At 42.5% G+C, this 21,599-nt stretch carries 18 protein-coding genes; 14 read left to right on the top strand and 4 right to left on the bottom strand.

The window, feature by feature from the left end; genetic code table 11:
• The first annotated feature begins 11 nt into the window (after positions 1–11).
• Both Q4492_RS12785 and Q4492_RS12780 read left to right on the top strand, forming a co-directional pair.
• A complete protein-coding gene (locus tag Q4492_RS12785) occupies positions 12–1,232 on the top strand; it encodes an amino acid ABC transporter substrate-binding protein (RefSeq protein ID WP_303418542.1) in 1,221 nt (406 codons plus the stop codon).
• On the top strand, positions 1,232–2,035 hold the full coding sequence (locus Q4492_RS12780; protein ID WP_303418539.1) for an ABC transporter permease: 804 nt from the start codon (positions 1,232–1,234) through the stop codon (positions 2,033–2,035). Before Q4492_RS12785 ends, Q4492_RS12780 begins: the two co-directional genes overlap by 1 nt.
• Positions 2,036–2,131: 96 nt before the next feature.
• On the opposite strand, the gene Q4492_RS12775 is transcribed toward Q4492_RS12780, so the two are convergent.
• The 3 genes from Q4492_RS12775 to pqqA all read right to left on the bottom strand — a co-directional run bounded on the left by Q4492_RS12775 (position 2,132) and on the right by pqqA (position 4,396).
• Complete coding sequence (locus tag Q4492_RS12775; protein WP_303418536.1) at positions 2,132–3,361, bottom strand: HupE/UreJ family protein; 1,230 nt, start codon at positions 3,359–3,361, stop codon at positions 2,132–2,134.
• An 83-nt stretch (positions 3,362–3,444) separates the two neighbouring features.
• On the bottom strand, positions 3,445–4,032 hold the full coding sequence (locus Q4492_RS12770; protein ID WP_303418533.1) for a VOC family protein: 588 nt from the start codon (positions 4,030–4,032) through the stop codon (positions 3,445–3,447).
• Positions 4,033–4,321: 289 nt separating this feature from the next.
• Complete coding sequence (gene pqqA / locus Q4492_RS12765) at positions 4,322–4,396, bottom strand: pyrroloquinoline quinone precursor peptide PqqA (RefSeq protein ID WP_303418570.1); 75 nt, start codon at positions 4,394–4,396, stop codon at positions 4,322–4,324.
• Between the two features lie 473 nt (positions 4,397–4,869).
• On the opposite strand from pqqA, the gene Q4492_RS12760 reads away from it, so the two are divergent.
• The 12 genes from Q4492_RS12760 to Q4492_RS12705 all read left to right on the top strand — a co-directional run bounded on the left by Q4492_RS12760 (position 4,870) and on the right by Q4492_RS12705 (position 20,574).
• Positions 4,870–6,543, top strand: coding sequence for a PQQ-binding-like beta-propeller repeat protein (locus Q4492_RS12760; RefSeq protein ID WP_303418530.1), 1,674 nt, complete (start codon positions 4,870–4,872; stop codon positions 6,541–6,543).
• Between the two features lie 82 nt (positions 6,544–6,625).
• Positions 6,626–7,054, top strand: a complete 429-nt coding sequence (locus tag Q4492_RS12755; protein ID WP_303418528.1) for a cytochrome c — start codon at positions 6,626–6,628, stop codon at positions 7,052–7,054.
• Between the two features lie 15 nt (positions 7,055–7,069).
• Positions 7,070–7,831, top strand: coding sequence for an ABC transporter substrate-binding protein (locus Q4492_RS12750; RefSeq protein ID WP_303418525.1), 762 nt, complete (start codon positions 7,070–7,072; stop codon positions 7,829–7,831).
• A 106-nt stretch (positions 7,832–7,937) separates the two neighbouring features.
• A complete protein-coding gene (lipA, locus tag Q4492_RS12745) occupies positions 7,938–8,906 on the top strand; it encodes a lipoyl synthase (protein WP_303418522.1) in 969 nt (322 codons plus the stop codon).
• Positions 8,907–9,100: 194 nt separating this feature from the next.
• Positions 9,101–11,101 (top strand): sigma-54-dependent Fis family transcriptional regulator, encoded by a 2,001-nt coding sequence (locus Q4492_RS12740; protein WP_303418519.1) that lies wholly within the window; start codon positions 9,101–9,103, stop codon positions 11,099–11,101.
• Positions 11,102–11,361: 260 nt separating this feature from the next.
• Positions 11,362–12,321: a MoxR family ATPase gene (locus tag Q4492_RS12735; RefSeq protein ID WP_303418567.1), complete on the top strand. Its 960-nt coding sequence runs from the start codon at positions 11,362–11,364 to the stop codon at positions 12,319–12,321.
• A gap of 19 nt (positions 12,322–12,340) precedes the next feature.
• Positions 12,341–13,267, top strand: a complete 927-nt coding sequence (locus Q4492_RS12730; protein WP_303418517.1) for a DUF58 domain-containing protein — start codon at positions 12,341–12,343, stop codon at positions 13,265–13,267.
• Complete coding sequence (locus tag Q4492_RS12725) at positions 13,257–13,733, top strand: DUF4381 domain-containing protein (protein WP_303418515.1); 477 nt, start codon at positions 13,257–13,259, stop codon at positions 13,731–13,733. Before Q4492_RS12730 ends, Q4492_RS12725 begins: the two co-directional genes overlap by 11 nt.
• Positions 13,726–14,742 carry a VWA domain-containing protein gene (locus Q4492_RS12720; protein ID WP_303418512.1) on the top strand — a complete coding sequence of 339 codons (1,017 nt, stop codon included), beginning with the start codon at positions 13,726–13,728 and terminating at the stop codon, positions 14,740–14,742. The genes Q4492_RS12725 and Q4492_RS12720 overlap by 8 nt, the downstream gene beginning before the upstream one ends.
• Before the next feature lie 19 nt (positions 14,743–14,761).
• Positions 14,762–16,786, top strand: a complete 2,025-nt coding sequence (locus Q4492_RS12715; protein WP_303418509.1) for a VWA domain-containing protein — start codon at positions 14,762–14,764, stop codon at positions 16,784–16,786.
• Positions 16,783–18,531, top strand: coding sequence for a BatD family protein (locus Q4492_RS12710; protein ID WP_303418507.1), 1,749 nt, complete (start codon positions 16,783–16,785; stop codon positions 18,529–18,531). The genes Q4492_RS12715 and Q4492_RS12710 overlap by 4 nt, the downstream gene beginning before the upstream one ends.
• A 501-nt stretch (positions 18,532–19,032) precedes the next feature.
• Positions 19,033–20,574 (top strand): PAS domain-containing methyl-accepting chemotaxis protein, encoded by a 1,542-nt coding sequence (locus Q4492_RS12705; protein WP_303418504.1) that lies wholly within the window; start codon positions 19,033–19,035, stop codon positions 20,572–20,574.
• 80 nt (positions 20,575–20,654) lie between these two features.
• Here the strand turns inward: Q4492_RS12705 and Q4492_RS12700 are convergent, their stop codons facing one another.
• Entirely contained in the window at positions 20,655–21,446 is a 792-nt protein-coding gene (locus tag Q4492_RS12700; protein ID WP_303418501.1) for a sulfite exporter TauE/SafE family protein, read from the bottom strand.
• Positions 21,447–21,599 lie beyond the last annotated feature (153 nt).

Genomic DNA, 21,599 nt, shown 5'->3' with positions numbered 1-21,599 from the left:
GCATTCAGTTTATGAAAATAATTAGACCGTTCTTGGCTTGTTGCATCTCAGTGTTAACCCTTTTGGGTTCTCCTTTGGTGATGTCAGCAGATGAGTTGAAGACCCTTAGCATTGCGCTGATCGAGTATGAAGAAGATCCTCGATATAGAGATAACATTATCGATGCTCGGTATCAGGCTCAGCCGTGGGGGCGTTTAAATGACGCCGCAAAACTTGCGATAAAAGAATCAAGATTTGCCGCTCAGAAAAAAGGGGTTAAATTTGAACTTGATCGCGAAGCGGTTTCTGAACTGAGTGCCTTACCTAAACTTATCGAAGAATTAGAAGCGCAAGGAACGCGATTCTTTTTATTAGATCTACCAGGTGAAGGGGTTAGGCTTGTATCTAAAGCCATCCAAAATCCAGAGAGCTTATTATTTAATTTAAGTGCCTTGGATAACGATCTACGTAGTGAATATTGCCAAGCTAATTTACTGCATATAGCACCCAGTCGAAGTATGTTGACTGATGCTATGGCGCAATATCTTGTTTCCAAAAAGTGGAAAGAGGTATTGGTGCTTTACAGTGAAAGCGAAGCAGATTCACGCTATTTGCAGTCTTTACAAGTATCAGCGAAAAAGTTTGGTGTTGATATAGTTAATGAAAAACCGTTTAAGTTGGGTAATGACCCGCGTCAACGCTACCGTAATAATATCTCTCTACTGACAGCTAAAGATGATTACGATGTAGTCTATGTTGTTGATCATAGTGGTGAATTTGCAGTAGATGTACCGTACTCAATTATCCAGCCGCGTCCGGTCGTAGGTGCTGCAGGCCTTGTCGCTGATTGGTGGCATTGGGCATGGGAACGAAATGGCGCTCCTCAGGTAAATAAACGTTTTTTCAAAAAAGGTAAGCGTCAAATGACCGGCTATGACTGGTCCGCTTGGATGGCCGTGAAAGTGATCGCCGAAGGTGTTCTGCGACAAGAAAACTTCGCACCTGATCTGCTGTTAAATACCTTATTAGCTGAAGATTTTAAATTGGATGGTGCTAAAGGTTACCCTCTTAATTTCAAGCCTTGGAATCATCAGCTGAGACAGCCTATATTTTTAACATCACTTAATCGAGTGATTGGCCGTGCCCCAGTTGAAGGCTTTTTACACCCTGTAAATAATTTAGATGTACTAGGTAATGATCGTGGAGAGGGGCAGTGTGATTTGTCCAAAAATACTGCGTCAGGAGCTAAATAATGAATACATCGCATGCTTTCAATGCGTTCACTGCATTATCTGCCCGAGAAACTGGTAAGTTTCTTCGTCAGAAAGGACGTTTGTTTTCTGCGTTGGTGCGTCCGGCACTTTGGTTGCTGGTGTTTGCTGCTGGGTTTCAAAATGTATTTGGCGTAGCGGTTATACCGCCTTACGAATCCTATATTGAATATAATGTTTATATAACACCGGGCTTACTTTGTATGGTGATGCTTTTTAATGGCATGCAATCATCATTAACAATGGTGTATGACCGTGAAGTAGGGGTGATGCGTTTATTGCTTACGGCACCGCTACCCCGTTGGTATATTCTATTTTGTAAGCTATTAGCTGGTACATTACTTTCTCTATTGCAGGTCTATGCTTTCTTAGTAATCTGTTGGTTATTTGATGTAGATATACCGTTTATGGGTGTGTTCACAGCGCTTCCAGCCTTTATATTATCAGCGTTGATGCTTGGTTCTTTAGGTTTGTTGTTATCTGTATCCGTCAAGCAGCTTGAAAACTTTGCCGGCATGATGAACTTCGTTATTTTCCCTATGTTCTTTATTTCGCCAGCACTTTATCCTTTATGGAAGCTGGAGGAGTCTGGAGCTGAGGTTGTTTATCAAGTGGCGCAATATAATCCATTTAGCTACGCAGTTGAGTTAGTACGCTTTGCCTTGTATGGACAACTGAGTCTCACTGCGCTTGCTGTAGTAAGTGGATGTTTTATCTTATTCTTTGTTCTGGCCGTGATTGGTTATGATCCTCAGAAAGGTGTTATTACGCGCCGTAAAGGATAAAAAAAATCAGAGTCAGGTTATCCTGGCTCTGAATTTTTGTTTTAAGATGTTTCTTCTCTTCTCTTCTCTTCTCTTCTCTTCTCTTCTCTTCTCTTCTTAGGCTGCTGCGTATTCTACGAGAGGAATAGCGCGAGTGACTATCCAGTAACTTGATATGGCGAGCGTACCTATAGAGACATAATAGGGAAGCGGTTTGTTGAATATCAGCTTTTTACTGAGCAGTGAAGTCAATGCAAAAATCACTACATAGATAAATAACTGTCCCGCCTCTATTCCAAGATTGAAACCGAACAGGTTAATAAGGCTAGTTTGAGCTCCCTCCTGCGCCAGTTCACTAAATACAAATGAGAAGCCAAAGCCGTGGATAACGCCGATAATAAGTAGGGGAGTTGTGCCTAAATGTTGTGCTTTATTAAAAAGCAGAGCGATGGCTGTTATGCCAATGGTTAGAGCAATTAAGAGTTCGATGCCTGGGGTGAAAAGGGGGGATGAGATCGGCGCGCTATCTCCCACAAATAAACTAAATGAGTGACCAATAGTAAAGGCCGTAGCGAGTGATAAAAGTCTTAAAAATGTTGGGGCACTAAAAAACAAAAGAACGACGAAAAGCACGTGGTCTAGGCCAATCAAAATATGACTAAACCCATCCTTAAATCCGCTCATTAATTTATGAGAAAGCGTAGGTTGGTGCTGAGAGGAGTAGTCTAAAATCCCGACGGTAGTTTCAGAGATCTGCTGCTCATCTATGTGGAGAGTAATGATGTTGGCTAATCGATTGATGGCGTTAAACTTATCTCCTAAATAGCTTGTGATCGTAATATCATTTTCGACAATTGATGTATGCGGCAAGCGTAATTGAATATCAATGCCTGAATCAAAGAGCTTAGTTGCATCAGGAGTGATCGCCAGTTCGCCGCTAAAGTTCTCTAATGCGGTATCTAGATTGCTAAAGGGCTTGCGGCTGTCGGTATTGAAAATATGAATCTGTTCAACAGAGAAGGGCTGAGTAACGCCATCTTTTGTGAATGTGTAGCCTTGGCTGATGTAGTTTTTTAAACGATCAAGCGTTATTCGCACTTCATCATGCTTAATAAAATAATCATTCCCTTCCGGTGTAGCTCTTTGTTCTGTGAACGGTAGGTCTTGATTGCTATCTATACCTTGCCATGTGTTGTCGAGAAGGACTAGAGGTAGGGGCATACGCATTAGGGCAATAGTATCTTGATTATCTTGATAAAGATGAATGATACGGGGCTCAAAATGTGTGAAATGCGCTTGAGCGATTGAACAGAATAGTAGTGTAAATAGTGCGAATATTTTTTTCATTATTTTGGCCACCTTCTATTCATAGCACCGCCTTAAAATGGAGGGGCTATGAATAGGGTTCAAATAGTAGAGTGAAGTATCTGTTAGTAGCGCGGGTCCCACATTCTACGACCGGTCTCTTTTTCATAACCTTGGCCAAATGGGTAGCTCACAATTTCAAGCTGCATTCCCCATGGCGCCATAAAGTAAACCCAAGTCAGATCTTTCATACCTGTATCGGTAAATGTATGAGGCTTACCTAAGATTTTGATGCCTTTCTTCTCTAAAAATGCGACAGCTTCGTTCATATCATCTACATAAAATGCAAGATGGTGACCGCCTATATCACTATTGCGAGGAGGTGTTTGTTTTTGATCAGGTGCGGAATATTCAAAAATTTCTAGAGCCGGGCCATTACCGCAACGCATAAGGTGGGCTGTTTTTATGACCGCTTTCTTATGAACATTAAGGTTTTCTGTCATCCAATCATCGTCAAAAGGTCCAAATGGGCCAATGGAGAAAAATGACTCACAGCCAATGACATCTTTAAAGAATGCCGTTGCTTCCTTTACGTTTGGGACAGTGAGCCCTAAATGTTGAACGCCGCGCATTCCTGGCATTCCCGCCTGAGCTATTTGTGCAAACGAGGCTAAAAGGAATAGGCATGCTGTAATTATTTTTGTTTTTTTCATTTGTGTACTCCATGTTTTACTAGTGTTTGTATAGAGAAATACACTTTTTATGCCAGTTCTCAGCTTGTTTTTTTATGCTCTGTAGGCCACGTATTTACTGCTGATGATGAAATTCTATAACACTTAAAGCATGGCTTGGGTCAGTGTGTGTCAAGGTTTTGAATCACACTGTTTCAGGGGCTGAGGCAGACCGTCTTTATTGGTTGCAGTGGTTATTTCTAATAAGGAGGGCATTAATCTTAGAACCCCTGCATAAACAGGGGCGGGCACGTATGTTTCAGTCGTTTACTTAACGGTTTGCAAAGTACATTGTTACCTCAAATCCAATTCTAAGATCTGTATAGGCTGGTTTTGTCCAGTTCATAAAAATACTCCTTCAATTTTGATTCTTGTTTTTAATAATCATTTTTATGACGATTAAGTCACTATTGGCGAAAGCAATAATTATGCCGAAGGCTAATTCAAAACTCTTTGTTAGCTGAGAACCTGTTTTTCTGCTTGTGAGGCTTGTTTTGGAGTAAGGTGGTCTAAGTCAGTGCTAGGTTTCTACTATGTGGGGTTGGGATTAGTCGTTATTTCCATGTGAATGAGGATTATTAAATATACCACTACAGACTGTTCCATTGATTGATACAGTTTGTGACGTATAACCCATGCTCTTCCGACATTTAATGATTTTATTCAGTCTGTGAGGTTTTTTATTATCCATATATATCAATGATATAGATTCGTATTTTTGTTTATGGCCTGCATTTTGCTGCTTGAGTTGTACATATGAGGGTGGACTTATTCGCTTAAGTGTAAGTTTGCATTATATCGATAGATGGAGAACGAGAAGTGATTAAAATAAAAAAACTAGTGCTATCTGCAAGTATCGCATCATGTATTGCATTGTCTGGTGCAACTACATCGGTTGCAGCGAGCCCCGCTACAGAAAATCCCAATGATTGGCCTCAATACCACAGAACCTCTGATGCATGGCGCTTTAGTCCGTTAGATCAGATTAATGTAGGTAATATTAATAAGTTAAAAGTTGCATGGATTCACCAGCCTGGTGATATCGAGATGGGTCTACAAGCGACTCCTATCGTTATTGATGGCGTAGCTTATTACATAGGCCCTAATAATAATGTATTCGCTGTAAATGCAGCTTCAGGTAAAACCATCTGGCATTATCAGCCAGACCTTGATTCAATCGTAGATGAAGTTTTTTATGTCGCAGCCAGCCGTGGTGTAACTGTAGGCCATGGTAATGTTTATGTCGGTTCTTTGGATGGTCGTTTTATTGCGATTGACCAGAAAACAGGTAAAGAGAAGTGGTCTACTCAGATTACTGATCTAGAAAAATGTTACGGCTGTCTTTTCTCATCTCCACCACAGCTCGCAGGTGATGTGCTGTTCGGTGGTACTACCGGTGGTGATCAGCCAACGCAAGGTAAAATCTTCGCGGTAAATGCTATTACCGGTGAAAAGATGTGGACCTTTGATATTCTTCAAAAGGATGATCCGAAAAGCTGGCCTGGTGATTCGGGCGAAGTCGGTGGTAGTGGTGCATGGTTACCCGGTACCTATGATGCCAAGAGCGATACTATATTTATCGGTACAGCCAACGCCGCGCCTGACTTTTATGGCGCTGAACGTGAAGGCGATAACAAGCACAGTGCCAGCCTTTTGGCGCTTGAACCTAAAACAGGTAAGTTGAAGTGGGCTCGTCAAGAGATTCCGCATGATGTTTGGGATTATGACGCAGCTTATGAAGCACTTAGCCTGAACCATAACGGCAAAGATGTGCTGGTTCACCTGAATAAAAGTGGTTATGTCTTCGTACTCGAAAAGAGCACGGGTGAAGTGGAAAATGTTTGGCCATTGGCTGAGAACATCACCTTCACTAAAGGGATTAATCCTAAAACAGGCGAGTTAATTGGCCGTAAGGCGATGCCTGTTGGTGAAGAAACCACTATATGTCCTTATCTTCTAGGCGCACGTAGCTGGAACCATGGTGCATACAATCCTAATACAGGTTTGTGGTACACCAATGCGATGGAAGTTTGTAACATCGTTGTACCAGCCCCTCAGGAACATGAAAATATCGGTATTGCCGGCCTTTATTTAGGTGTTAGCAAACTGGTTGCTGTTCCACCTCCTGGCAAAAAAGCCTCTGCTCGTCTTGATGCCCGTGATCCTATTACCGGTAAATTGAAATGGTCTATTGATTATCCGTTACCTGGTCTAGGTAGCGTGCTGACCACTGGCGGTAATCTAGTCTTCAATGGCGACCCTTATGGTGTTATCCACGCTTACAATGCTGAAAACGGTAAGGAAGTTTGGAAGTTTAATGCCGGTTCAGGTATTCGTGGCGGTATCGTAAGTTATTCGGTTGATGGTAAGCAGTATATCCTTGCTTCAACAGGCTTCGGATCTCATGCGCCTGGTTTTATGGCGAGTGCATTTCCTGAAGTAGGTGGCTTACCGGGTGGTGCAGCGTTGGTTGCATTTACCTTGGAAGATTAGTTCGCTGAGCTGTAATGAGGAGATGGTGAAGTACAGCCATCTCCTCTGTTTTGTAAAAGCTATCTATTGGGAGTAGATAACGATGAATAATAAAAATATTTTCACACCTATTCGTATTGGTTTATTAGCACTTGTACTTACAAGTGGTGTTGCTTATGCCGTAGCTCCACCCGTTGATGATCAGAGTAAAACCGAAAAGAAAAAAGATAAAGAAACGCCCGAACATATCGCCGCAATGAAAGCGAAAGTATTTAGTAAAGAAAGTGTTTCAGTTGCTATTGGTGAAAAACGTTTTAATCAGACCTGTGTCTATTGCCATGGATATGAAGGATCAGGCGGTAAAGCGCGTAAGTTACAAGGCCGAGAGTTCGACGCTGACTACCTTTTCAAAACGATTACAAAAGGTAAAAAACGAGGCTCACTTGTTATGCCACCGTGGAAAAGAACATTTACACCTGAACAACGTTGGGAGTTGGTGACTTATATATTGTCTTTAAGTGAAGAAAAATAAGTTTGGAGACTCAAAATGTTTACAACAATAAAAAAATTAACTGTGTTGAGTTGTTTTGTCCTGAGCCCTCTAGCGTCAGCAGGAACAATTGAACAGATTTTAGAAAAGGGTGAGCTGCATTTATGCGCTCATCCAGCTCAAATGCCTTTTTCTGCACGAGCAGAAAAGCCTAAAGGTTTCCAAATTGATGTTGCTAAAGCGATTGCTAAAAAACTAGATGTTGCGCTCAATGTTTCGTGGATTATGCCTAGGCGCCAAGCAAAGAAAGTAGGTTGTGATCTGTATTCAGGTGTTGCTCGGTTGGGCGATGGTGATTCTAAGTATATGTTGATTTCGGATCCCTACCTGCGCCTAGAGTTTAAACTTGTTACGTTAAAAAATAAGCCAACCATTAAAAACCTTGATGATCTTGGGGCTATGGTGGTTGGGGTTTCTTCTGGCAGTATCGCTTCGCACGCGCTTAGTTCAAAGCAGATAGGTATAGCTGTACGGTTTGCTGATGAGGCTAGTCGCTTACAGGCGCTTGCTGATGGCTTAATTGATGCTGCTGTAGTGAGTAATGTATCTAGTGGCTGGTTTCAGCGTCAGCATGGCTTGCAGTTGGTCGAGGTCGATGCAGAAAAAATATTAAATGCTCAGTTAAATTACGATTATGCGTTGGGCTTAAGAAAAGCCGATCAGAATACTCGTGCGGCATTTAACCAAACCTTAGTTGATCTTAAAAAAGATGGAACACTAGGTGAGCTTTTAAATGAGTATGGTGTTTCCTCTCTTTGAGGATTTGCGATGAATGTTGTTGTCATCTCCGCTTCTGCGCTCCCAAAGCAGAACTTTTGAGCGCGCACTCCGCGCTCCTTTTTTTATTTTTGGAGTTTGCATTGTTATGCAGAAAGTAAGTATTCAGCAGGGAATTAAACAACGAGGTCAGGATAAAGTAGATCGTATTCCCGTTAAAATTATACCGACAACGGAAGAGGGAAAGCTGAAAAAGCCTGATTGGCTCAGAGTACGCTATAACGATTCACCTCAAGTTAATGAGATTAAACAGACCTTACGACAACACAGTTTGGCGTCAGTCTGCGAAGAAGCGAGTTGTCCTAATCTTTATGAGTGTTTCAGTAAAGGAACAGCTACTTTTATGATCATGGGGGATATCTGTACTCGTCGGTGCCCCTTTTGCGATGTGGCACATGGCCGCCCGAATGCGCTTGATAATGATGAGCCCGCTAAGCTTGCTGAAGCTGTGACTAGTATGGGGCTGAAGTATGTAGTAATAACCTCAGTGGACCGAGATGACTTGCGTGATGGCGGTGCAGGGCATTTTGTTGCCTGTATTGAAGAGATCCGTCAACGTAGCGAAAGCATCAGAATCGAGTGTTTAGTGCCGGATTTTCGAGGGCGGTTAGATGAGGCTATAGCTCAGTTCACGGATTGTGTGCCGGATGTTCTTAATCATAATTTAGAGTCTGTACCTCGGTTGTATAAAAAAATCCGTCCAGGTTCTAGTTATGAAGAGTCTTTAACCTTACTTAAACGTTTTAAAATCGAGCATCCTGAGATTATGACTAAATCCGGCATAATGCTTGGTTTAGGCGAGAGTGAAAGTGAAATTTATGAGGTGATGCAAGCCCTGCGTGATGTGAATGTCGACATGATTACAATAGGGCAGTATTTGCAGCCAAGTAAACATCACCTACCTGTTGACCGCTATGTGACTCCGGAGGAGTTTGATCGGCTACATGATATGGCTATGGAAATGGGCTTTGTGCACGCAGCATGTGGGCCTTTGGTGAGATCGTCTTACCATGCTGACGAGTATGCATTCGAAGACAATATCAAAGCTATAATTTAATGGAGTTTTTGTGCTGTAAAAATGATTGTTAGGCTGAAAAAATAGCCTAAGTGGTGACTTTAATACAAAAAACTGTTGATTATTTGTCCTAAAGTGCCGCAGACTGACGCATATAAATATAAAAAAAATACCTTGTCCTCATTGTAGTACTTTTGTGTAGTACTTTAGCGGGGCGGGGATGAGCAGGTGGAAAGATGTCTTCTAAAAGTGTAGATCATTCTAATGAAAAGGGTTTTCACGCTGGAAATCCTCCAAAGAACGAAGATGCTTTAACTGATAGATACATTGAAAACTCTTGGGAAAGGTGCCGAGATAGATACAAAATTTCGCAGCATGCTGATGTGAAATTTGTATCGCTTACCGACTCTGAGTTTAAAGAACGTCGCGAGCCTTTAGAAAAGCTACTGAGTGATTCAATCGGCGTATTCGATAAGATAAGAACCTTATCCAAAAATAGCGGTTATACGGTTCTTATTACTAACGAAGAGGGTGTAGCGGTTAAATCGTTTGCCGAATCCAGTGTCGGTCATGATTTAGTTGCAAAAGGACTTAGGCAGGGCACCTTGTGGTCAGAAAGTATTGTTGGGACCAATGGGGTCGGAACATGCTTAACTGAATGTAGTCCCGTCACTGTTTATGCTGAAGAGCACTACGGTAATAATTTACAAAGCTTTAGTTGTTCCGCTGCCCCACTTATTTCCCCTGATGGTACGCCGTTTGGTGCTATTGACGCGTCCACATTTGCCAATGGCAATCGGCTTGGTCAGGCGTTAGCATTAAATATGGTCTGTGAGACCGCTGATGAAATTGAAGCATTGGTGTTTAAAGATGCTTATCATAATCAGCGTGTTGTCAGCTTTTCGGTTTCCCCTGTTGTGTCTATTACCAAAGCGCTAGTTGCTGTTAATGACAGCGGTACCATTGTGGCTGCGACGACACCTATTCTTTTGACATTAGGGTGTCGTGATCGTTATGAGATTGTCGGTAAAAAATTTCAAGATGTCTTTAATTTAAGCTTTGAACAACTGGAAGCCGCAGGTTCCGGTAGTGTCGAACACTATATGCAAGTCATGGGGAAACCGTATAAATTCCATGTGAATTTTTTACAAAATAATGCATATCAAATTCAGAGCCACCAACCGAGAACTACGACCGCTAAACCGTTAGAGGTTGATAGTAATCTTCCCGTTAATACACCACTCATTTTAGCGGCTGGGAAAGAGCCAACACTACTTAAGCAAGCAACTCGCTGCCAGAGAATTATTAACAAAGGTATTAGTATCCTTTTACAAGGTGAAACGGGAACAGGTAAAGAGGTGTGGGCAAGAGCACTACATAATAGTAGTGATCGAGCAGATAAACCGTTTATCACACTTAATTGCGCCGCTATTCCTGAGTCTTTGATTGAAAGTGAGTTGTTTGGTTATGGTGCGGGCACATTCACGGGTGGTCTTAAAGCCGGCAAGATGGGTAAGATACAAGCGAGTGATGGCGGTACCTTATTTCTTGATGAAATTGGTGATATGCCATTAGAGCTTCAAGCTAGCTTGCTACGTGTGCTGGCTGAAAGTGAAATAATTCCTTTAGGTGAGCATGAGCCTGTAGGTGTTAGTTTGAACGTGATCTGTGCGACCCACCGTGATTTAAAAGAGTATGTTGCACGGGGAGAGTTTAGGGAAGATCTGTATTATCGCATAGGTGGTTTCCAAGTTACTTTGCCTAGTTTACGACAGCGTAGTGATCAGCCAGTTATCATTGATAAAGTGCTGCAGGCTCTTTGTCTTGATGAGGGGGAGGTTGATCAAGTGGAAATTCATCCAGAAGCCATGGACGTTTTGAGTCAATATAGCTGGCCTGGAAATATTAGGCAGCTTAAAAATGTCCTTCAGTATGCGCTATGTATGAAAGAAGGAGATATGATACGCCTAGATGATTTGCCTGATGAGGTTTTTTCTAGCGAAGCGCTGTTACAAAAAGAGCATGAGGATGTGAACACAGTACCGCCGTTACGTGTTTTATCTATTGCTAGTGATTCTGGCAGGCTTTCAGAAAAAGAGCAGTTAGAAAGTATTTTGGAACAGCATCGCTGGGTGGTTACGCGTGCAGCAAAAGCAATGGGAGTTAGTCGATCGACCCTACATCGTAAAATCAAAAAGTATGGTCTTTTGAGTGAGGATCAACTCTCAGAGCAGTAAATTTATCCCTTAAATAATTTTAAATAGGCCATGTTGAAATGCATGGCTTTTTTTTATCTGTTAAGCGTTAAACGTCAGGTTTTTTATCTGGAACTTCTTCTCAAATCTATAGTCAGATTATGTTGGTCGGCGCTTGAAATAAAAACAATTGACCTAATATATTATAGATAACTCGTTGAATTTTAATATTTAAAAGGTGCTAGGAGTAATATATGACAGCAGAAGTAGCAACAGGGACTGTCGATACGACAACGTTACAAATGAAGTTGATTGCGCTGTCGGATGCATTAAAAAAACGTGTTGTAGCTCAAGATGAACTTATCGAGTATCTACTCATCGCACTACTCACTGACGGACATGTGTTGTTAGAAGGGCCGCCAGGGCTGGCTAAAACACGTACGATCCATGCATTAAGTGATCTTTTAGAAGGTACTTTTCATCGAGCGCAGTTTACGCCAGATCTTTTACCGAGCGATATTACCGGTACCGAGATCTATAACACTCAGAAGGGTGAGTTTAGCTTTCGCCCCGGTCCTCTATTTTGTAACTTACTTTTGGCTGATGAGATCAACCGAGCTCCCGCTAAAGTGCAATCAGCGCTTTTAGAGGCAATGGCTGAACGCCAGGTCACGGTGGCAGGAAAAACTTATCCCTTAGCCAAGTTCTTTATGGTAATGGCCACACAAAACCCATTAGAGCAAGAGGGGACTTACCCTCTACCTGAAGCGCAGTTGGATCGATTTATGCTGCATATTAGGGTGGATTACCCAGACCATGAACAGGAAAAAGAGATTCTCCGCCTTGTGCGCCATGAGCATACTGCAAGCTTAGATGGACAAATGGCATCTGCTGAAATTACATTGACTGAAGATGAACTCTTTAGTGCTAGATCTGCCATTATGGAAACTTATATGGCGCCGAATCTTGAGGATTATTTAATTGCTTTGATTATGGCGACACGTCAGCCTGAACTCTACGGCGACGACCTTAAAGGAAGCCTTATTTTTGGTGCTAGTCCGCGAGCGACGATTGCATTAGATCGTGCCGTTCGAGCTAAAGCGTGGTTAGCCGGTCGTGATTTTGTAACCCCTGATGATATTCAAGAGATCGCGCCTAGCGTATTACGTCATCGTATCGGCTTGAGTTATGTGGCTGAGGCTAAAGGGTTAGACAAAGACCAAATGATAGCTGAGCTGATTGCTCGTGTAGCTGTACCATAGCGGATAGGCGGTAGTTCATATGTTTCAGGGAGACAGTCCAAGGCCCATTCCTGCTGCCCGTAACTTACTAACGCTAGATGAGTTGGTAAGTTTACGCCACTGGCCACCTGCTAGAGGTCGTCAGCACGAGCGAATGGCCATTCGCGAGGGCCATCATCTGAGTCATATTCGTGGTCGGGGTATGGAGTTTGATGATGTGCGCGAATACCAACCCGGTGATGATATTCGGCATCTTGATTGGCGCTTAATGGCACGTACGGGAAAAGCTCATACCAAGCTTTATCGGGAAGAGCGGGAACGTCCTGTCTTTGTCTTAACAGACCTTCGCCAGCCTATGCATTTTGCAACGCGAGGTCATTACAAGTCTGTGTTAGCGGCTTACGCTGCGGCAATGGTGGTTTGGACTACTATTGCGAATGGTGACCGAGTGGGGGGGCGTATTCTTAATGATGGCGCGAGTGGTTTGTTTAAGCCTACCAACAATCGCCAGCAAGTGATGCAGATGATCTCTGCCTTATCTACAGCCTTTACTCATGGCGCAACAGAAACCACTAACAATGCTTCTTTTGCAGAGCAATTAATGGAAGTGGAATCACTACTAAGTAGTGGCACTATTATTTATATGTTCAGCGACTTTCATGATGTTGATTCTACCCTTCAGCAGCATCTTATGCGTATAGCCCAGCGCTGTGAACTAAAAATGGTACTTATATCTGATCCGTTAGAAGCCCAGTTGCCATCAGGCAGAGATTATCGCTTTATCGGTGAGGGGCGTGAGGTCGTAGTGGATGCTAATACTCAACAGCAAGCTCAGTATTACTCTCAATTTCAACAACGTATAGATTTGTTAGAACAGCTACATAATTTGAGAGGGGTCGAGTTTGCTCATTGGCAAAGTAACCATCATCCACTGTTTACAATGAGCGGAGGGCAACATGGATTATAGCCAAATTCCTTTGCGCGATATGCAGATGCCGGAGGCGATAGGTTGGTGGCCATTAGCTTATGGCTGGTGGGTTGTGTTAATAATCGTGCTCATTTCGTTAGTGTATTTAGCTCGCTACCTGCGTAAAAAGTTGAGTGACCCAAGACGTTATGCTCTACGAGAATTGAAGAGTATCGAACAGGCTTATTCACAGCATCAAGACACTAATCAATTGATTATGCAGAGTAATAGTTTGTTAAAAAGATTAGCGCTTTCCCTATATCCACGGGAGCAGGTGGCTAGTTTGTCTGGCGATAATTGGTGTCAATTTCTGCAAGATACGGGCGGTGTTTCTGTTGAGGTCGCACGTGAACTATTGGCCAAAGGCCCTTATCAGCGACAACGTTCAGATAGGATTGATCACACCCGGTTAATTCAGTTTTGTCGGCAGTGGATCAAACAGGTCAAGGGAGCTAAGTATGCTTGAGTTTGCTTGGCCTTGGTTATGGTTACTTGCACCACTGCCTTTTTTAGTCAGAGCTTTCATGCCTCCTGCAACAGGGGTTAGTAAAAATGCGCTTAATGTTCCTTTTATTGAACAAATGGAAAAGGCCGTAGTTGGACAGAGTAATATTGTGGGTCGTAAGGGCTACAGCGGGTTTATTCTCGCTTTTGTTGTATGGTTACTGTTGGTCGCGGCTGCGACAAAACCACAGTGGTTAGGTGAACCTATCCCACAGCAATTAGAGGGTAGAGATTTAGTACTGGCTGTTGATCTGTCTGAAAGTATGTTTGAAACGGATTTTGAGCTCAACGGACAGTTGATTAATCGCCTTGTTGCTACCCGAATTGTTGCGGGGGACTTCATTGAACGACGACAGGGGGATCGCGTTGGATTAATTTTGTTTGGTGAGCAGGCTTATGTGCAAGCGCCATTAACTCATGATCGTGAAACGGTAAAAACCTTACTCGATGAAGCACAGATAGGTTTAGCCGGAAAGTCTACGGCTATTGGTGATGCAATAGGTCTTGCGGTCAAGCGTTTCCAGCAATCTGATAGCAAACAGCGGGTTCTGATCTTACTAACTGATGGTACCAATAATGCTGGTGTATTAGCGCCTACGGAAGCGGCAGAGTTAGCGGCAAAAGAGGGATTGAAAATCTATACTATCGGGGTTGGCGCAGATACCCGCTTAGGTCTTTTAAATTCACTCTCAAGCTTTAACTCATACATACAGGCCTCCTCCCCGACCAGTAATATTGATGAAACAACACTTACGTCTATTGCTGAGAAGACCGGAGGTAAATACTTCCGAGCGCGTGATATTGATCAGCTGGCAGAGATCTATGAGTTGTTAGATGAGCTTGAGCCTATAGCGCAAGATAATGAATTCTTCCGTCCGATAGATCCGCTTTATCATTGGCCCCTAATTGCGGGCCTTTTATTGGGGCTTTTATGGTTGATGTTGTTATCCAATCGAGTAGGGAGAGGGTAACGATGGAGGTTCTTAAACTATGCTAGCTGATTTTCATTTTTTACAGCCCTACTGGCTATTGTTGATACCCGTCGTATTGGTTCTTGCTTATTTCACGGTAAATAAACGTATTAATCAGACCCATTGGCAAGCCGTTTGTGATCCCGAACTTCTCCCTTTTCTTGAACAGAAAGGGGAGGAGCGCTCGCCATGGCTACCGATTAGTTTATTGATTGCAGCCTTAATTTTGATTGTTGCTGCGGCCCAGCCCGTATGGAAAAAACAGCCGCAGCCGGTATTTAAGCAAGGCGATGCGTTAGTGATTGCATTGGATCTTTCAGCATCGATGAATGCTGAAGATATTAAACCAAGCCGTTTGCAACGTGCGCGTTTTAAAATCGAAGATCTACTTAGGCGAATGCCTGATGCGGAGGTTGCGTTGTTAGTTTATGCAGCTGATGCTTTTAGTGTGACCCCTCTAACGGATGATAGCGATACTATATTGGCGCAATTACCGGCGATGACCCCCGAAATTATGCCTGCTCAAGGCAGTCGTGCGGATAAAGCGATTGCCCTTGCTGATCAACTTCTAAGCCAAGCGGGTATCAGCCAAGGCAATATTTTATTGATTAGTGATGAGGTCTTACCTGTCCAGATTGCAGCTACAGCAACACGGCTGAGAAGTCAGGGGCGACAGATTTCTATATTAGCCGTTGGAACTGAGCAAGGTGCGCCCGTAAAAACAGAGCGAGGCGTATTAAAAGATCAAAATGGGCAGATTGTTATCGCTAAAACCCAAGCCGATCTTATGCAGGAATCTGCCAGCTTAGGGGGCGGTGAAGCGCAAATGATAACCGCCGATGACCGAGATATTAATAATCTGATTGCTCAATTCCAGCGGGGGGATCAGCGTCCAACAGAATCTAACGAAAAAATAGATAGGTGGGTGAGCGAAGGGCCATGGTTTGTGCTTTTAGCTTTGCCTTTAGTTTTAATGGTTTTTCGTAAAGGAATTCTTGCGCTGTTAATGCCTTTGTTGCTGCCTAGTATGCTGTTTATGGCTATGGGACATAGCGGTCAGCTCCAAGCAGATCCTATTGTTGAAGGAGTGGAGGTTAGTGCCCCTGTCAATAACGAAGGGTCGTTGTGGAAAGACCTGTGGCAAACACAAGATCAGCAAGCTTTGGAACTTTATCGTTCAGGTGATAAGCAAAGTGCTGCAGCAAAGTTTAAAAACCCCCACTGGAAGCAGTTAGCTCATTATGAAAGCCAGCAATATGAACAAGCATTAGATGCTTTAGGTGAGCCTGAAACCGCTGCTGATTGGTATAACCAAGGGAATATATTGACTCGTTTAGGCGCGTTAGATACCGCACTTAGTGCGTATGAAAAAGCGCTTAAGATGAAGCCTGATTTTGATGATGCTTTGCATAATAAAGAGGTTGTAGAGCAACTGCTTCAGCAGCAGGAACAAGCTAATAAAAATGATAATGATCAGTCAAAAAGTGATCAAAAAGAGGGTGCCTCACAAGAGGATCATGCCGAAAGTACAGATGCTCAAGGGGCAAACTCTCAAGACTCTGAGGGTCAGACGTCTAAAAATGAAAGTAGCCAAGGGGGTGGACCGCAAGAGGGTTCATCTCAAAACGGGAATGCGCAGAATGGCGGCTTTGACGATCAATCTAAAGCATCTAAGCAACATGCAAAAAACAATATGTCGGGTGATCAGGGATCTTCCGGGGATGGACAGAATAATGACGAGCAAACTGCAGCAAACGAACAGTTACAGCAAGCAGTAAAAAACAAGATCGATCAACAATTAAAAAATGAGGCGCAAAAAGCCTCTGCATTGAATAAGGCTGAAGATCAAAATAATGATCCGGCAGAAAATATGAGCGCACAAGGTTCCCAGCAAGACCGCCAGCCTCTTGATGAGGAGCAGCAAGCAAGGCAGCAACTATTAAATAGAGTAGAGGATGATCCCGCGGGGTTATGGCGACGGAAGTTTATCTATCAATATCGTCAGCAGCCTAATGGGCAAGCAGTAGAGGAGAAACAGTGGTGAGATTGTTTAAATTAGTATCCATAGTATTTACGCTACTGGTCAGTTTTCAGGTATATGCAGCTATAGATAGTCAGGTAGATAGAAATGTAGTGGAACAGGGCCAAACCTTTTTATTAATGCTTAACCTTACTCAAAATAATTCTAGCCAAGTGGACCTGTCTCCTTTAGAAAAAGATTTTGAAATTATTGGTCGTAGTCATCAATCGAGTACCACATTTATTAACGGGAGTTTGGAAAGTAGCACTAAGTTGATTATTACCTTAGCACCTAAGCGTGCAGGGAAATTAACGATTCCTCCACTGACCTTAGAGGGGGAGAAAAGCCAAGCACATAGTATTGAGGTTAAGCCGGTAAAACAGTTATCCGCTGCTGACGGTGGGGTTGAGCTTTTATCAACCTTATCTGACAAATCACCGATGGTTCAGCAACCGATTATTTATCAGATGAATCTTGTTTTAGGGCAACGCATTTATAACGCATCCTTCCAAGAACCGACCATAAAACAAGGTAAGGCGCTTATTCAGACATTAGGTGAACAGCGTCAATATAGGGAAACGTTGAATGGCCGTGAGTTATTAGTCATTGAGCAGTCTTGGCTGATCACACCACAACAGAGTGGGACATTAGAGATTGATAGCGCAAAACTTAGTGCAGAAGTTCGTCGCCTAAATGGGGGGAATACTCCTTTTCGTTCTATGAATGATCCACGGGCTATGCGGCGTATTTTTATCTCTGCCGATAGTTATAAGGTAGATGTGGCACCTATACCTGAAAACTTTAGTGGCAAGAATTGGTTAGCGGCAAGTGGATTAAGCCTTGAGAGTGAAGTCAGTAGTGAAGGATGGAAGGTTGGTGAGCCGGTTACTCGGACGATTAAGCTTGTAGCTAAAGGCGTTGGACAAGATCAGCTGACTGAGATTGTTCTACCAAAGGTTTCAGGTATTAAGCAATATGCGGCTAAGCCTATTTATGAACAAGAGCAGAAAGATAATGAGCTCAGTGTGAATATGACACAAGAGATCACCATCATTCCTAGCCAGCAAGGGGACGTTGTTTTACCTGAAATAAGGGTCGCTTGGTGGAATACAAAGACGAATCAAGAAGAGGTGGCTGTTTTAGAAAAACAGATTATTAGTGTTGCGCCTTCTGACACAGGTAAAGCAACAGAAAATCTGGATCAAAGCGCGAGCCTGCAGCCTAATGCAGCATTATCTCATGATGATGTTGTACTGAACTCCGCTCAGACAACAAAAGCACAGCCCTTGTTGAAGGGGGATACTCCATCAATACCAATGGAACCGGTTCAGGCGAAAACGTCGTGGTTATTTATCGCTGCTCTAGTGATTTTTGGGGCTGCTTTAGGGAGTTTTATAACGGCTTTTTGGTATAAACGTTCTAAAAAGCAAGGGGGCGAAGTTAAAACTAATAAAGATCATCAGGCGCTTAGTTTAAGTTCTAGTTTAAATAAGTTGCATCAGGCCTGTAAAACGAACAACCCTCAATCTGCACGTGATGCATTGTTAGCGTGGGGACGGGTAAGGTTCCCAGGCTGTACTAATTTGAATAGCTTGCAGTTAAAGCTCTCTACCGAAGGCCGCGATTTAATTAATGAGCTCAATCGGTGTTGTTATAATAAAGAGCGTTCGAACTGGGAGGGTGAGAAGCTCTGGTGTGTAATAAAAAATTACAGTTCAGCGGATAAATCTAGTAAAGCTGAGGGTTTAGCGCCTTTAGTCCCTAGTTAAATGACCGGATTATCACTTAACCAGAAACGCCAGATTTTCTGGTTAAGTGATCAAGTAGAAAAACCTTTATATCTCTCTATAACTACCTCTCTTTTACCTTTCTTATCGCTATTATTTTGTCCGCTAGTCAAAGGGAAAAGCTCCCTAGCTTAATGTGGCTTTTTATTTAGGCTTGATCTCTAGTGCATCGCTAAGTGGAAATTGATTTGTATCAATTTATTATTGCTGTTGCGATGCATCATTCTATTTTTTGTTATATATGTAGCTTGTACGATCGAAAGGTGTTTTTTGGGCTGTCTTTGTGTGTTTTTTAATCCGTTGAAATATAAAGATAATATTATGTTCATCTATCACTTGTTTGTTACTTGTGCTTAGTTTTTAATAGGCTGTACCATACTTAATGGTAGTGTGTGATATCTAGCTTTATGTGCGTTGCAGTAATTTGAGTGATTGTTATTAATTAAGGAAAGACCGAATGTTTGGTCTATACAGGAGTTTGGGATGCATTGCACAAACAATGAACAGAAATACGCAAGCGATGTAAGGTTGATTTCTACAACTAACCTTAAAGGTGAGATCACTTATGCCAATCCTGAATTCTGTAAAATAGCGGGATACAGCCTTGATGAATTAATCGGTCAGCCACACAATATTGTGCGCCACCCTGATATGCCTTCGGCTGCGTTTAACGATTTATGGTCTCATGCTAGCAGTAATAAACCTTGGGTAGGTTTAGTTAAAAATCGCTGCAAAAATGGCGATTACTATTGGGTTCAAGCTTATGTTACGCCTCTTTTTGACAGAGAAGGGGTAAAGGTAGGTTACCAATCAGTTCGCACAAAACCTACAGATGAGCAGATTGCTCGTGCAGAATCAACTTATGCTAAGTTATCGCGTAAGTCAGTGTCTATTAAACCTAAAAGCCTCGTAAAAACGGTGACATCGTTCTCAATACTTTTTTGTGTAGCGATTGTTGCTGTTACTTTTAGCCCATTAGGCGAAGCCGTGAAGGGCTTAGTTGTTACTGGCTGTTGTCTGCTGATGTTGCTTTCAAACTACTACCTCATAAAGCCTCTTAATCGAATTAGGCAATATAGCCAAGAGGTTTATGATAATTCTTTAGCACAGTATGCAATGACCAGTGGTATGAACGAAGTGGGTTCTGCTGAACTGGCGAACTTTATGATGCAATCGCGACTTCGAGCAGTGATTGGACGAGTAGAAGATAGTATCGATATGTTGAGTCATTTTATGACAGAAACTCAACATTCTATTGTAAAGACATCACAGGGTATTACGCAGCAAAACCTTGAAAGTGATATGTTAGCGAGTGCTGCTACAGAAATGTCTGCGACTGCGCATGAAATTGCTGAGAATACTGCGCAAACCTCTGAAGCAACCCAATCAACTGCTCAATTAGCCAATACCGGGAAGGTTATTGTTGCAGATATGATTGATGGTATTAAAGACCTAGTCGGGGAAGTTGAAAATGCTAGCCATTCATCTGAAGTGCTTAAAGAAAAAGCAGCAGAGGTTGAGCAGGTTGTAAATATTATCAACAGTATCGCAGAGCAGACTAATTTATTAGCCTTAAATGCTGCAATTGAAGCCGCACGTGCGGGAGATCAGGGGCGCGGTTTTTCTGTTGTGGCAGATGAGGTCAGAGTGCTTGCTCAGCGCACGCAAGAGTCTACAGGTGAGATTAGAGCAACGATTGATTCTATTCAACAACAAGTATCATCGACAGTAGACGTTATGACCCGTTGTAATCAATATGCACACTCGAATATTGAAAGAGCAGAAAATGCAGGCCGTTCATTTGATGATGTGAACGGTGCAATGGTCAATATTACGGATAGGTCCACTCAAGTTGCTGCAGCGTCAGAAGAGCAAAGTGCCGTTGCAGAAGAGGTTAGTAGGAATATTTGTAATATTCGTGAAGTTGCGACTGAAAATAGTGATATATCTAAACAGATGATGAAATCATCAGAAGAGCTTGCAACCTTGATTGTAGATTTAAAATCTATGTTAAAAGCTATATAAAAATAGCTAGGTAGATGTAAACCATTCGCCAAAAACGGAGGTTTACATCTTGCTTTATATAGCCTGAAAAATGGTTACTACTAATTTAGGCCAGCAAATGCACTACCATAAGTGTCATAAAAAAAGTAAGCGGTAATAGCAATGCTAGCAAAAATAACAAATAGTCGTACGGCTTGCTGCGGAAGCTTTTTGGATAAGATTGCGGCAACATACCCACCGGCAAGGGAGCCTAAAAGTACTATAGTTCCTGAATACCAATCAATTGCCCCATCAATCATAAACAGTATGATAGCAATGAGTGATACTAAAGAAGAGACTAAGAGTTTCAGTCCATTCATCACGTTAATATCACTATAACCTGCAAGGGCTAGATAGCTTAATGTAATGATACCTAGGCCCGCATTGAAAAAGCCTCCATAAATAGCAACGCCCAGCAGTAAAAGTGCCAGCAACAGAGTTCCCATAGATGATGCATGTCGATGTATAGTCGCCAGCTTTTTTAGTGAGCTGTTTAGTTGTCCGCCAAAGATAAAGAGAAGTGTTGCGAATAGTAAGAGCCAAGGAACAGCTTCCATAAAAACGGCTTCAGGGGTTTGTAGTAATAGCCAGGCCCCAGCAATTCCGCCTATTAAACTCAGAATAGTTATTTTTAGTAGCTCTGTTTTATGCGCCATAATTTCTTTACGGAAAGCAAAGGTTCCGCTGATATAGCCTGCGCTGGATGCAAAGGTATTTGTGGCATTAGCGATAATGGGGGGGACACCAGCAAATAGTAAAGCTGGGAAGGTGATAAAGCTTCCTCCACCGGCCACGGAATTTAAAATCCCACCTAAAAAGCCTGCAATAAAAAGTACTAATAATTCGAAAGTCATAAGCGGGTAGTCATTAAGTAAATAGAGATTTAATTGAGCATTTTCGCATTTTAGGGAACAACTAGAACCCGTATTTATACGTAGTTCTGCTCTAGTGAATGGATTTTAGGTTATATAAGTAGGGATAGGTAGAGGGTGATCAGTAGAGCACTC

Source organism: Neptuniibacter sp. 1_MG-2023 (assembly GCF_030547185.1).
Taxonomy (GTDB): domain Bacteria; phylum Pseudomonadota; class Gammaproteobacteria; order Pseudomonadales; family Balneatricaceae; genus Neptuniibacter.
This window is presented reverse-complemented; position numbering and strand designations above follow the sequence as displayed.